Genomic DNA, 12,725 nt, shown 5'->3' with positions numbered 1-12,725 from the left:
GCGACCCGATCAGGTCGCCTGCGCGGCACCCGGCGAATCGTCGTCGCCGCCGGGGCCATCGACCACCGCGAACAGCTCGCGCTCGAACTGTTCCAGAATCGCCTGCTTGCTCCACCGCTCCACCGCGCGCGCCTGCGCGTTGCGCCCAAGCTTCGCGTGCAGCGCCTCATCGTCGATCAGCCGGACGATCGCATCGGCAAAGGCAGCGGCATCGTGCGGCGGCACGATCAGCCCGCATTCGCCCAGTTCGCGGCCGAGATCGGTGTCCGGCGACACCGTGGCGACCACCGGCCGCCCGGACGCCAGCATGTTCGGAAGCTTCGATGGCAGCACCAGATCGGCGGCGCCGGCCATTTGCGGTAACAGGTGCACGCTTGCGAGGCCGAGCAGGTCGGCGAGCCGCTCGGCCGGTTGCAGGTCGAACAGGCGGACATTGGGACAATCGGCGACGCTGTCGGCCAACTCCTGTCGCCGCGGCCCATTGCCGCAGATCACGAACAGCAGATCCTGTCGGTGGGCGAGCAGCCGCGCGGCTTCCGCGATGATTTCAACCCCCTGCTTGGCGGCGATGTTGCCGGAATAAAGCGCGACATGGCGCTGTTCGATCTGCCATTCCTCGCGGAAGGCGGACGGCGCGTCGATCGGCCGCACGTCCGGCCGCGCCCAGTTGCGGAACTCCACGATATCCTGCGGCGGGTGCTGTGTTGTCGCCAGATGCCGGCACATGGCGGGCGAGATGCTGCTGAGCCGATCGCTATGGAGCGCCAGCCGCTGAACCCAGCGTGCGGCGGCGATCACCCATTTCGATCGCCCGATCTGCCCGGTCGCGATCGCCATCTCCGCCTCCAGATCCTGCACGTGCACCCACAGGGGCAGCCGAAAAGCCCTGGCGCAAAGCCCCGCGACGATCGCCGCCAGGGTCGACGGAATGATCGCCACCACCGCGTCGGGTCGCCGCCGCATGATGATCGCGCAAATCACCATCAGCGCCAAAAAGGCGAAGCTGCCGAGATACAGCAACCGCCGGACGCCGCCCGGTACCGCCGGCACATAATGCGGCAGGCGAACGATCCGCACGCCATTCTCGATGGCCCGGCGGAAACGCAGGCCACGGTAGCGCGGAAGAACTTTCCACTGCGGGTAGGAAGGCGTCCCGCAGACCACGCGCACCTGGTGACCCGCGCTGGCAAGCATTTCCGCCATGCCCGCGGTGCACGGCCCAATCCCGACCGGCTCCGGCGCATAGTTCTGCCCGACGATCAGAATGCGAAGCGCTTGGGTCATGCGACCCAACCACGCGCTATGCTCGCTCCATCACGCGTCGAAGCATCCAAGTCCCCACCCGGCATGCGACCCCCCTGTTTGCGGAGGCGGATTTCCCGCTCTCAGCGTCGAATGTTCTCTCGAAAATCTTTTTTGTCCATTAAGGATTAATTAACCTGAGTTAATAATGTGTAAACATATGTTTGCTGGTGTTAGGGTCCTCGACCCGCACCGGCTTGACCTCGGATCAGCTTATCCATAGCGCGCTGCCGCTTCGCGAGCGGGGCTGACGGAATATGGATCGAAATTGGGCGCTGGTGCTGCTGGCGGGGGTTGCCGCAGCGCCGGCATATGCTGACGATCGCGGCGCCGCGCTGGCAGCCGACGACATTCTGGTCACCGCCGAACGGCGCGAAGAGCCTGCGCAGGATGTGCCCGTCACGCTCACCGTGTTGCCTGCCGCCCGGCTCGAAGACGAGGGGATCGTCAACCTCGATCGGATCGGCGCGGCGGTGCCGAACCTCTATCTGCAACGCAATTTCGGCACCAGTTCGGGCGCGCTCGTGTTCCTGCGCGGCGTCGGCGAGGGCGATTCGATCTTCACTAACGATCCCCCGGTCGGGATCTACGTCGACGATGTGATCCTGCCGCGCTCCACCGGCGCCTTGCTCGATCTCCTCGATGTCGAGCGGATCGAGGTGCTGCGCGGGCCGCAGGGCACGCTCTACGGCCGCAACACCAGCGGCGGCGCGATCAAGCTCGTCATGAAGAAACCGTCGGTCGCCGCGCCCGCGGCACAGGCGGACGTGACGGTCGGCAGCTTTAGCCGGATCGACGCGCGCGCCGCCGCCAACGTGCCGCTCGGCAAGACGCTGGCGCTGCGCGTCTCCGGCCTGACGCGCCATCAGCGCGGCTGGGGCCGCAATCTGACCAACGGCGTCCGGGTCAACGATCAGGACCTGCAAGGCGCTCGTGCCGCGATCTTGTGGGAAGCCGCGCCCGATCTCACGATCCAGGCCAGCGCCGACATCACGCGCGATCGCTCCACCCCACGCTTTCCACAACGCTTCGCGGCCGATCCGGCGCGCCCGGGTCGCTTCACGAACAGCTTCGTCAACCCCAACGGATCGATCGATTCTTTCACATCCGCCGATACCGATCCGCTCAACCGCACCGACACCGATGGCGTGTCGCTCCGCGCAGAATACCGGGCCGGTGCCACGACACTCACCAGCATCACCGCACACCGCACGCTCCGCTCCCGCATCGGCTTCGACCAGACCGCCAATGCGCCCGGTGTCGGCGCCAACATCATCCTGCTTCAGGATCAGCAGCAGCGCCAGCTGAGCCAGGAGCTGCAGCTCGCCGGCACCGCCTGGGCGCAGCGCGTACAATGGCTGGTCGGCGGCTATTATTTCGCGGAGCATAACGATCAGCTCACCGCGATCAGCGCCGCGACGCCCGCCGGCCCGAACGCGCGCTTCCGCAACGATGATTTCTTCAACGCGCCATCGCGCGCGCCCGGCACTTCGGGCAATTGGTCGCCGTACGAGCCGCGGCTCGATACCAGCAGCATCGCCGTGTTCGGCTCGGCGACGCTCGCGCTCGGCGATCGTGCGCGCGTCAGCGGCGGGTTGCGCTATACCGATGAGCGCAAGCGATACGCCGTATCCTTCCTCACCGCGCCCGACACGATCCTGGTCCTGCCGAACGGCCGCCTCGCACAGCGCCGCATCGCGGAGCGCTGGACGGACGTGTCGCCGCGCGTCGAGGCCGACTACCGCTTCGATACTGCCACCGGCGAGGTGATGGCCTATGCGCTCGTTGCCAAGGGCTTTCGCAGCGGCAGCTTCGATGGGCGCGCGCGCAACCTCGACTTCGTGCTCAACCGGCAAACCGCGATCGCGCCCGAGACCGTGTGGAATCACGAAATTGGCGTGAAGTCGGATTGGCTCGACAATCGCCTGCGCATCAACGCCGCCTATTTCATTAACGATTACACCAACATCGCCTTTTCCGCCTCGCGCGTCACCGCGGGGCCGCCGGACATCTTTCGCCAGAACGTCGGCGACGCGCGTATCCAGGGTCTTGAGCTGGAATGGAGCGCGCGCCCGTTTGCCGGCGTGGAGATCGGCGGCTGGATCGCGACGCTCGCCGATCGTTTCACCCGCCTTTCATCCAGCCCCGGCTGCACGTCCTTCGTCCCCGACGAACGCGATCTCGACCTGCGCTTCACCCCGGCGCTGCGCTATCAGCTGCGCGCCAGCTACACCCGCGCGGTCGGGTCGGCCCGGCTGCGCGTCGGCGGCGATTACAGCGCCGCCTCGCCCTATTCGATCGCCTTGTGCAACGAGCCGCAGCACCGTGTCACGAATGCGGCGCAGATCAACATGCAGGCGGGCGTCGACTCGCAGGATTGGGGCCTGCTGCTCGCCGTCACCAACCTTGCCGACCGCCGCTACAACAGCGGCAGCGTCGGCACGATCGGCTATCCGGTGGCCCCGCGCGAATGGACGCTGCGCCTCAGCCGCAGCTTCTGATCGCGCCCCGCAGTCACGGCGTCGCGACCGGCTGCGCCGTGGCGACAAAGCCCGGCTCCAGCGGGATCACCGGGGGTGGCACGGGAGTCGGCACCACCTGCTTTTCGCGCGCCACCATAGCGGCCACATCGGCCAGCAGGCGCGGCGCGTCGTACACGATGCCGTCCTTGATCGTGTAGCGCACGCCGCCGATCCGCTCCTGCTTGTTGGTCTGCGGGTTCAGGCGGACGAAGCCGGTGCCGTACAATGTCTTGAGGTTGGCGAGCGGATTCTCCGGCACGATCACCAAATCGGCCAGCATCCCGCGCCGCACCGCGCCGAACTGCGGCTCCTCGCCCTTCGGCTCCATCAGCGTCTTGGCGCCGTTCACCGTGGCGGAGCGGAAGATCTCCAGCGGCGTCAGCCCCGCCTCCTGCAACAGCTCCAGCTCCTCGACATAGGCAAATCCGTAAACCTTGTAGATGAAGCCCGAGTCCGTCCCGATCGTCACCCGGCCGCCGATCTGGTTGTAGTCGTGGATCAGCTGAAAGAAGTTGCGGTAGAATCCCTTCCAGTTGGTCTCGATCTGGCTGGTCCAGTCGAAGAAGTACGATCCGTGGTTGTCGCGGGTCGACTGAAAGTAATTCCACAGCTGCGGCGTGGTGTAGCGCCCCTGCCAATCGGCGTTGCGTGCCCGCATCAGGTCGCGCGAGGCGGCGTAAATGTTGAACGTCGGGTCAAAGGTGACGCCGTTTGCCTTCTGCTCGTGCAGATACTCCCACCATTCGGGCGAGCCGGGTGCGTACACCTCGTCCTTGATGTCGGCGACTTGCGCGAAGCGTTGGAGCTCGTTGTAGAAATTGTAATCGGGCGAGACTTTCTGGATCGTGTGATCCTTCAGCAACGATTCCATATGCCCGTAGAAATGCGTGATCGTGTCGAGATGCGCGCGGCCCGCGATGATACCGTTGAAATTGGCCACGCCGGTCTGGCTGAGGTGCGCGACGGTGCCCATCTTGTTCTTGTGCGCTTCGTCGATCGCGGCGGTCATCACCTCGGGCGTTTCATCGTCGCGCCCGAAGAACTTGATGCCATCAATGTCGTTCCTCGCCGCCCAGCGCACCCATTCGCGCGCCTTGTCGGGGCTCGAAATGCGCCCGCCCGACCAGCCCGAGCCCAGCGTCTGGTAATTGAAGATGCGCGGTGCGACGATCTCGTTGCGTGCCGATCGCGCCTTGTCGCGGCTGGTATAAGCGGGCGAGGCGAGCGACACACCGCGCACCGTCGTCACGCCATGCGCCAGCCACAGCTTGTAGGCGTAGGAGGCGTCGGGCGCCTTGTCGGGTCCGGGCAGATGCGTGTGCGCATCGACGAAGCCGGGCAGCACGTACATGCCGGTCGCATCGATTTCCTGATCGGCATCCTGCGGCGCGCGGCCCGGCTTCAGCGGCAATCCCGGCCAGCCCGCCTGGCGGATGTCGGCGATCCGATTGCCCTCGATCACGATGTCCACCGGTCCGCGCGGCACCGATCCGGTGCCGTCGATCAGCGTCGCGCCGCGGATCACCATCCGACGGAACGGCCCTGCGCCCTCGCCTACCCCGCGAGCAGGCGCGACGCCGGGATCGTTGCCGGCCGGCGCTGCGGCCCGAGCGGCGCGCGGCGCCACCTCCTGATGGGCAAGCGCAGCACCCGGCACCGTTGCAACGGAGAGCAACAGCAGCGGGGCAAGCGAACGGCAGGAAGGCATCATGGTCGATCCTTGAATGAAATCATTGCTTCGCGGCGCGACCAGCCGCGCGCCACATCGCCAGCACGCGGTCGACCGGCAGCCGTTCCACCGTGCCGCGGAACCCGGTGACGGTGCGGCCGGCGAACAGCGAGTTGACCACCGCCTCCTCCGTCGCCTCGCTCACCGCCTGGAACAGCGGCGTCATCTGGTCATTGCCGACATCGGGATAGCTGGCCGCGCCTGCACGCCGCGCCGCGGTCCGCCGCACGTCGGGGTGCGTCGAAAAGGCGACGGCATAATCGCCCGACCCGTTGGTCATCGGCGATCCCGTCCGCGCGATGCCCATGAAGGCGCGCGTCGCCAGCCGCTTCAGGTTGCGGTCGGACAGGGGCGCATCGGTGGCGATCACGACGATCACCGATCCGTCGCCCTGCTGCCGAGCGACCGCATCCTCCAGCAGGTATCCACCCAGCCGCTCGCCCACCGGGAGGCCGGCGATTGTCAGCACGCCGCCGTAATTGCTCTGCACCAGCACGCCAACGGTATAGCCCCCGAGCGACGCCGGCAGCACGCGCGAGCTGGTGCCGATCCCGCCCTTGTACCCGAAAGCCACCGTGCCCGTGCCCGCGCCGACCCCGCCTTCCGCCACCGGCCCGGTCTTCGCCGCGTCGATTGCCGCGCGGGCGTGCGCGATCGTCACGCTGCGCGCCCGAATGTCGTTGAGCTGTGCATCATTGGTCTCGCCCACCACCGCGTTGACCGATCGCACCTCCGCGTTGCCCGGCTGTGCGAGCGTCCATTCGACGCTCGCCGCCATCGCATCGGCCACCGACAATGTGTTGGTGAGCAGGATCGGCGTTTCCAGCTCACCCAGCTCCACCAGCTGCGTGCTGCCGGCGAACTTGCCGAAACCGTTGCCGACGCTGAACCCCGCCGGCACCTTGTCCTGAAACAGATTGCCCCCGTGCGGCAGGATCGCCGTCACGCCCGTATGCACGCGCGTGCCCTCGACCAGCGTCGTGTGTCCCACCTTCACGCCCGCCACATCGGTGATCGCGTTCAGCCTGCCCGGCTGGAGAATGCCGAAGCGCAGGCCCGCTTCTCGTGCACGCTGCACCACCGGCGCGGCCTCATCGGCCACCGCACCCGCACTCGCCATCAGCAATCCCCCGCCGACCAGCGCACACGCCAGCATCCGGCCAATCCGCGCCATTCCCTGTTCCCCTCTCGACGCGAGTCATCGCACATCGCACGGCGCTGTCCAGCGCCGGAGCCTTGAAGGTCAGCGATCCTGCCCGCCGTCCACCGGCACGATCGCACCCGTCACGAAGCTGGCAAGCGGGCTCAGCAGGAACGCCGCCACGCTGCCGATCTCGTCAGGCTTGCCGAAACGTTGCAGCGGCACCTCGCGCCGGATCCACCGCCACCAGCTCTCCGCCCGCGCGCCGGTCGATCGCTCCTCCCAGTCGCCCCCAGTAAAGATGATGTTGCCTGGCGCGATGGTGTTGACGCGCACGCCCTTCGGTCCCGCCATTACCGCCAGCTCCTTGGCCAGATGCCCCATCGCCGCCTTGGCGGTGCCATAGGTCAGCGGCGTGCCCAGCGCGGCAAGCCCCGCGATCGACCCGATCATCAGCACCGATCCCTCGCCGCGCGGCATCATCCGCCGCAGCGCCGACCGCCCGAGATAAAAGGCGGAGTCCAGATTCTGCGCCATGCCGCCGCGCCAGGTGGCGTCATCCACCTCAAGGCCGGGCGGGCACGGATGCAGGCCGACATTCGCCACTGCGCCCCACAGCGGACCCATCGCCTCCTCCGCCGCGGCAATCAGCGTTTCGACCTGCGCCGGATCGGTCATGTCTCCCGCCGCGCTCCAGACCGCCTCCGCACCATAACGCGCCGCCAGTATCTCGTGCGTTGCCGCCAGCGCCGGCGCACCGCGCGCCGTCATCGCCACGCGCGCGCCCTCCGCCAGGCACGCCTCCACGATGCCAAGCCCGATGCCGCGGCTACCGCCCGCCACAAAGATCGTCTTTCCGCCAAGCCCCAGGTCCATCGCCGCTCTCCTGTTTCGCCGCGGTTGTGGCGCGGCGCCGAACGGGGTCTTTTGCCCCGTCATCCGCCATCGCCGCTCTGGTGCCATGCTGGCAAGCGCCGCGTGTATATCGGGCATCGGCAAGCACCGGGCGCGTTGGCCTCGGCCTTAACCATGTCGCGATCGGAACGAACCGGCCGATCCGGCGGTTTGCCCGGAGAAGAAAAGGGGACAATCCGCATGAACACCAGCGCACGGCTCACCATGCTCACCAGATTGGGCTTCGCCGTGCGCGGCGCGCTCTATCTCGTCATCGCGTTCCTGATCCTGCGCACCGGGCGCGCCGAAGACCCCGCCGGCGCGCTACGCTATCTTGGCGAAAGCGGCGGGCAGCTGTTGCTCGGCATCATGGCCGCCGGGCTGATCGGCTACGGCATCTGGCGCCTGTCCGACGCCGCCTTCAACATCGAACGCCACGATGACGACAAGCACGGCGTCCTGGAACGCGTCGGCGCGGCGGCCAGCGGCGTCATCCACCTGTTCCTTGCCTGGCAGGCGATCAAACTAATGCAGGGCGCGGCATCGTCCGGCGGCGATTCGACGCAGGAGGGCGCACAGACCGCCATGTCGCTGCCCGGCGGCGGCGTGCTGGTGATGCTGGGCGGGCTGATCCTCGTCGGCGTCGGCATCCTGCAGATGGTAAAGGCGGTCAGGGCGAAATTTCTGGAGCACCTCGACCCCGGAGTCGCGCGCCAGGCGTGGGCGCAATGGAGCGGGCGGATCGGCTACGCCGCACGCGGTCTCGTCTTCATGATCAGCGGCTATTTCCTGCTGAGCGCCGGTTTCCAGGAGCGTAGCGAACAGGCCGGCGGCATGGAAAAGGCGCTCGGCTGGCTGACCAATCCCTGGGATATCGTGATCGCCATCGGCCTGCTCGGCTTTGGCATCTTCGGGCTGATCGAGGCACGCTATCGCCGTCTGCACGATGCCCCGGTCGACGGCATGGTGCGCCGCGCCGTCAATCGCGTCTGAGGCTTGCCGGTCGACATGCCGTCACGTGCCGGGGCATGAGACGCCGATGGTTCAACCGATGATCCTCGTCGATGCGGACGCCTGCCCGGTAAAGGAGGAGATCTATCGCGTCGCATATCGCCTGAACGTGCCGGTGACCGTGGTGAGCAACGCGCACCTGCGTGTGCCGCCGCATCCGCTGGTCAGCCGCGTGGTGGTGGACGACGGCTTCGACGCCGCCGATGACTGGATTGCCGAGCGCGTCACCACGGCAAGCGTCGTCATCACTGCCGACATCCTGCTCGCCGATCGTTGCATCAAGGGCGGCGCGGGTGCGGTGATCGCGCCCAACGGCAAGCCCTTCACCGCCAGTTCGATCGGCAACGCGGTAGCGGTGCGCGCGATCATGAGCGACCTGCGGGCCGGTGGCGATCGCATCGGCGGCCCGCCGCCCTTCGGCAAGGAGGATCGCTCGCGTTTCCTCTCGGCGCTTGACGCGGCGCTTGTGCGTATCCAGCGTCAGCGAAGTTGAACGTTACCCACCTTACCTGCCCTTAAGGGCAGAACCAGATACAAATAATCTGGTTTTGCCCTCTACCATAGCAACTTAAGTGGAAATCTAGATCTTAAGCAGGCTGATAGTCGCTGCAACGCTTCGATAACCTGTGCATTCACCGATCAGCATTTCTGATCATCTGAAAGGAACGGTGAATGTCTGTCTCTCGCGCTCTGATCATCCTGGCGGCCGGTGGCCTGGCAGCAACCGCACCCGCTTTTGCCAAGCCGCTGCCGGTGATGGCGCCTGCTGCGGCAAGCGCTTCCAAAACGATCGTCGAGAACGCATCGGCCATGCCGAACCTCAGCACGCTGGTCGCGGCGGTGAAGGCAGCCGGCTTGGTCGATACGCTGAACGGAACCGGACCGTTCACGGTATTCGCGCCCACCAACGCCGCCTTTTCCGCGCTGCCCGCCGGCACGGTCGACACGCTGCTGAAGCCGGAAAACAAGCCACAGCTAACCAGCGTCCTCACCTATCACGTCGTCGCCGGCAAGGTGACCGCCGCCGATCTTGCCAAGCAGATCAAGGCCGGCGGTGGCACCACCATGCTTACCACCGTTCAGGGCGGGCAGCTCAAGGCAACCATGTCGGGCGGCAAGGTGATGATTACCGATGCGGCCGGCGGCAGCGCCACCGTCACGATGGCCGATGCACCGCAGTCCAACGGCGTCGTGCACGTCATCAACAAAGTTCTGATGCCCGGCGGCTGATCCCACGCGGTCCGCTTCCAGGACCAAGCCTCAGGCGTCAGCCAACCGGCCCTGTTTTCTGCCCCTGCGCAGGGCCGGCAGATGGGGAGGCGGCGGTCCCCGCCTCCCCATCACCTTTATTACAGGCCAGCCTCTACTGCGGCCCTGATGGCATCGGCCGCCGTGCGCACCCCGAGCACCTTTAACAAGGCGGCTCGGTGCATTTTCACCGTGCGCTCGCTGATGTTCATTTCGTAAGCGATCTGCTTGTTCATCAGTCCGCGCGCCATGCGCACCAAAACATCGTGCTGCCTCTCCGACAGACGGGCGATCGCTTCCCGCGCCTGCGCCGACGCACCGGCTTCATCGACGGGGTGTTGCGATCCCAGCATGTACCGCAGCGCACCATCCTCGCCAAAGATTGGTGCCAGCATCACTGCATTGCGAAACGGAGTGCCATCCTTGCGATAGTTCAGGATCTCGACCAGCGTCGTGCGCTTCTCTCTAACCGCGCGGCGCAATTCCTCTGTCAACTCGGGCTCGGTATCCGGTCCGCGCAGGAACCGGCAATTGCGCCCTACCACCTCGTCTTCGGCATAGCCGGTCAGATCCACGAACGCCTGGTTGCACGCAACGATCGGCGTATCGGCAAGATTGGGGTCGCTGATAACCGCGGCGACAGAACTATCCCTGATCATGGCGAGGGGCGACATGCTCGGCACCGTAGCCCCAGCACGGCCATGCTGGCAATTGATCGCTCGCCCCTGTTCGCCGGTCGCGCTGCGCACCAGTGACTTATGTCACCGGTTGCGATGCACGCGCGCTTGACGCCGCGCCCGCCAAGGGCCGATCAATGGAGCCATGCTCAAACAACTCGCCGCTTCGATCAGCCTCGCCGCTCTTAGTGCCGGCGCTTTTGCACAGACGAGTGGCGCGCCCGCTTCCGCCGTCAACCAGCGGCAGGTCGGCAGCGCCACGCTGTCGGGCGTGCCCGAGATCCCCGCCGACGTGCGCGAGGCAGTGCAGCGCTATCAGAACAGCCGCGCCGCACAGTTCGAGGATTGGCTGCCCGACGGCTCGATGCTGATCGCGACGCGCTTCGGCGCCACGCAGCAATTGCACCATGTTGCCAGCCCCGGTGCCGCGCGCACCCAGGTCACCTTCGGCGCCGAGCCGATAGCCGGCGCCAGCGTCATCCCCGGCACCGACCGGTTCGTCATGGTGCGTGATACCGGCGGCGACGAATGGTTTCAGCTGTATGCCCGTGGCCTCACCGGCACCGCGCAGCAGCTGACGCAAGCCGGCACGCGCAACGGCTCGCCCGTGTTCAGCAAGGACGGCAGTCTCCTTGCCTGGGCGCGCGCAACCAAGGGTAGCGCCGCCTATACGATCCTGGGGGTTGATCCAAAGGCCGGCGGCACACCGCGCACGCTCTATCAGGCGGACGGTGCGGTTGCTCCCGCCGACATCGCGCCCGACAAATCGCGGCTGATCTTCGTGCGCAGCCTGTCGAACCGCGAGGACCAGCTGTTCGAGCTCGATCTCGCCACCGGCAAGGCACGCCGGATCGCCCCGCAGGCGGAAGCAGCCGTTTATCAGGAACCGCGCTACCTCCCCAACGGCAAGTCGCTCATCGCCATCTCCGATCGGGGCAGCGACACGCGCCAGCTGGTCGAGATCGACCTCGCCACCGGCAACCAGCGCGTGCTGACGCCGGACCTCAAGTGGGACGTCGAAAGCTACGACGTGACGGACGATGGCCGCGTCCTCGCCTATTCGGTAAACGAGGACGGCTTCTCGCGCGTGGTGGTGCAGGATCGCATCACCCGTCGCGCGCTGCCGCAACCGACCCTGCCCAAGGGCGTGCTCACCGCGCTGAAATTCTCGCTCGATGGCAAGCAGCTCGCGATCGGCCTCACCTCCGCCACGTCGGCGGGCGACGTGTGGGCCTGGGATGTGCTCGGTGCCGGCCTGACGCGCTGGACCACGTCGGAGCTCGGCGATCTCGACCCGGCCCAGCTCGCCGAGCCCGAGCTGATCCGCTTCACGTCGTTTGACGGTCTGTCGGTGCCGGCGTTCGTCTATCGACCGAAGGGCGTGCCTGCGGGCACGCGTACGCCCGTCATCATCGACATTCACGGCGGCCCGGAGGCGCAGACCCGCCCGATCTGGAACTATGGCGCGCAATATTTCGCCGACGTGCTGAAGGCGACGGTGATCCTTCCCAATGTCCGCGGCAGCGACGGCTATGGCAAGCGCTACCTCAATCTCGACAATGCCGAAAAGCGCGAGGATTCGGTAAAGGACATCGGCGCCCTGCTCGACTGGATCGGCGAGCAGCCGGGTCTCGATGCGAGCCGCGTCGCCGTTTATGGCCAATCCTACGGCGGCTACATGAGCCTTGCCGTGATGACGCATTATTCCGATCGTCTGGTCGGCGGGGTCGAGCGGTACGGGATCAGCAACTGGATCACGTTCCTTGAACGTACCGAGGCGTATCGCCGCGACAATCGCCGCGCCGAATATGGCGATGAGCGTGATCCCAAGATGCGCGCGGTGCTCCAGCGCGTTTCGCCGATCACCAGCGTCGATCGCATCACCAAACCGATGCTGGTGATGCAGGGCGCCAACGACCCGCGCGTGCCGCAGCTCGAATCCGACCAGATCGTCGACAAGCTGCGCGCGAACGGCAACGAGGCCTGGTACGTGCTCTTCGCCGACGAAGGCCACGGCTTCTACAAGAAGCCGAACAACGATCTGCGCCGCGAGGTGGAAACGGTGTTCCTGCGCCGCCTGTTCGAGCAGCCGGCGCGCTGATCGCGCGAGCGGCAGGACTCGCTAAGACGCGATCCTGCCGCTCCAGGCGATGACCGCCCGTCTCACGACGATCTTAACGTCTCCGCCAACATTTTCCGCT

10 protein-coding genes are annotated in these 12,725 nt (G+C 66.5%); 5 read left to right on the top strand and 5 right to left on the bottom strand.

The window, feature by feature from the left end; all coding sequences use genetic code 11:
- Window positions 1–9 precede the first annotated feature (9 nt).
- Window positions 10–1,284, bottom strand: a complete 1,275-nt coding sequence (locus SPDO_RS10740; protein WP_088367440.1) for a WcaI family glycosyltransferase — start codon at window positions 1,282–1,284, stop codon at window positions 10–12.
- A gap of 275 nt (window positions 1,285–1,559) precedes the next feature.
- Here SPDO_RS10740 and SPDO_RS10735 point away from each other — a divergent pair, with 275 nt between their 5' ends.
- Window positions 1,560–3,803 carry a TonB-dependent receptor gene (locus SPDO_RS10735; protein WP_088367439.1) on the top strand — a complete coding sequence of 748 codons (2,244 nt, stop codon included), beginning with the start codon at window positions 1,560–1,562 and terminating at the stop codon, window positions 3,801–3,803.
- Window positions 3,804–3,816: 13 nt separating this feature from the next.
- On the opposite strand, the gene SPDO_RS10730 is transcribed toward SPDO_RS10735, so the two are convergent.
- The 3 genes from SPDO_RS10730 to SPDO_RS10720 all read right to left on the bottom strand — a co-directional run bounded on the left by SPDO_RS10730 (window position 3,817) and on the right by SPDO_RS10720 (window position 7,570).
- The gene (locus SPDO_RS10730) at window positions 3,817–5,535 is read right to left on the bottom strand and encodes an amidohydrolase family protein (protein WP_088367438.1); all 1,719 of its coding nucleotides are present in this window, start codon (window positions 5,533–5,535) and stop codon (window positions 3,817–3,819) included.
- Between the two features lie 19 nt (window positions 5,536–5,554).
- Entirely contained in the window at window positions 5,555–6,727 is a 1,173-nt protein-coding gene (locus tag SPDO_RS10725) for a P1 family peptidase (protein WP_245829388.1), read from the bottom strand.
- Window positions 6,728–6,796: 69 nt separating this feature from the next.
- Window positions 6,797–7,570 (bottom strand): SDR family NAD(P)-dependent oxidoreductase, encoded by a 774-nt coding sequence (locus tag SPDO_RS10720; RefSeq protein WP_088367437.1) that lies wholly within the window; start codon window positions 7,568–7,570, stop codon window positions 6,797–6,799.
- A 219-nt stretch (window positions 7,571–7,789) separates the two neighbouring features.
- Between SPDO_RS10720 and SPDO_RS10715 the strand changes: the two genes are divergently transcribed.
- From SPDO_RS10715 to SPDO_RS10705, 3 genes are all read left to right on the top strand, one after another.
- Window positions 7,790–8,581, top strand: coding sequence for a DUF1206 domain-containing protein (locus SPDO_RS10715; RefSeq protein ID WP_158212182.1), 792 nt, complete (start codon window positions 7,790–7,792; stop codon window positions 8,579–8,581).
- Window positions 8,582–8,627: 46 nt separating this feature from the next.
- The gene (locus tag SPDO_RS10710) at window positions 8,628–9,092 is read left to right on the top strand and encodes a YaiI/YqxD family protein (protein ID WP_211280050.1); all 465 of its coding nucleotides are present in this window, start codon (window positions 8,628–8,630) and stop codon (window positions 9,090–9,092) included.
- A gap of 179 nt (window positions 9,093–9,271) precedes the next feature.
- The gene (locus SPDO_RS10705; protein ID WP_088367435.1) at window positions 9,272–9,829 is read left to right on the top strand and encodes a fasciclin domain-containing protein; all 558 of its coding nucleotides are present in this window, start codon (window positions 9,272–9,274) and stop codon (window positions 9,827–9,829) included.
- Between the two features lie 119 nt (window positions 9,830–9,948).
- Here SPDO_RS10705 and SPDO_RS10700 read toward each other — a convergent pair whose 3' ends face one another.
- On the bottom strand, window positions 9,949–10,521 hold the full coding sequence (locus tag SPDO_RS10700; RefSeq protein ID WP_169716257.1) for a LuxR C-terminal-related transcriptional regulator: 573 nt from the start codon (window positions 10,519–10,521) through the stop codon (window positions 9,949–9,951).
- A gap of 148 nt (window positions 10,522–10,669) precedes the next feature.
- On the opposite strand from SPDO_RS10700, the gene SPDO_RS10695 reads away from it, so the two are divergent.
- The gene (locus tag SPDO_RS10695) at window positions 10,670–12,625 is read left to right on the top strand and encodes a S9 family peptidase (RefSeq protein WP_088367434.1); all 1,956 of its coding nucleotides are present in this window, start codon (window positions 10,670–10,672) and stop codon (window positions 12,623–12,625) included.
- Window positions 12,626–12,725 lie beyond the last annotated feature (100 nt).

The organism is Sphingomonas dokdonensis (assembly GCF_002197685.1).
GTDB classification, from domain to species: domain Bacteria; phylum Pseudomonadota; class Alphaproteobacteria; order Sphingomonadales; family Sphingomonadaceae; genus Sphingomonas; species Sphingomonas dokdonensis.
This window is presented reverse-complemented; position numbering and strand designations above follow the sequence as displayed.

Coding starts and splice junctions, on each gene's coding strand:
- SPDO_RS10740 (WP_088367440.1), bottom strand. CDS start 1,284: ATGACCCAAGCGCTTCGCATTCTGATCGTCGGGCAGAACTATGCGCCG.
- SPDO_RS10735 (WP_088367439.1), top strand. CDS start 1,560: ATGGATCGAAATTGGGCGCTGGTGCTGCTGGCGGGGGTTGCCGCAGCG.
- SPDO_RS10730 (WP_088367438.1), bottom strand. CDS start 5,535: ATGATGCCTTCCTGCCGTTCGCTTGCCCCGCTGCTGTTGCTCTCCGTT.
- SPDO_RS10725 (WP_245829388.1), bottom strand. CDS start 6,727: ATGGCGCGGATTGGCCGGATGCTGGCGTGTGCGCTGGTCGGCGGGGGA.
- SPDO_RS10720 (WP_088367437.1), bottom strand. CDS start 7,570: ATGGACCTGGGGCTTGGCGGAAAGACGATCTTTGTGGCGGGCGGTAGC.
- SPDO_RS10715 (WP_158212182.1), top strand. CDS start 7,790: ATGAACACCAGCGCACGGCTCACCATGCTCACCAGATTGGGCTTCGCC.
- SPDO_RS10710 (WP_211280050.1), top strand. CDS start 8,628: ATGGTTCAACCGATGATCCTCGTCGATGCGGACGCCTGCCCGGTAAAG.
- SPDO_RS10705 (WP_088367435.1), top strand. CDS start 9,272: ATGTCTGTCTCTCGCGCTCTGATCATCCTGGCGGCCGGTGGCCTGGCA.
- SPDO_RS10700 (WP_169716257.1), bottom strand. CDS start 10,521: ATGTCGCCCCTCGCCATGATCAGGGATAGTTCTGTCGCCGCGGTTATC.
- SPDO_RS10695 (WP_088367434.1), top strand. CDS start 10,670: ATGCTCAAACAACTCGCCGCTTCGATCAGCCTCGCCGCTCTTAGTGCC.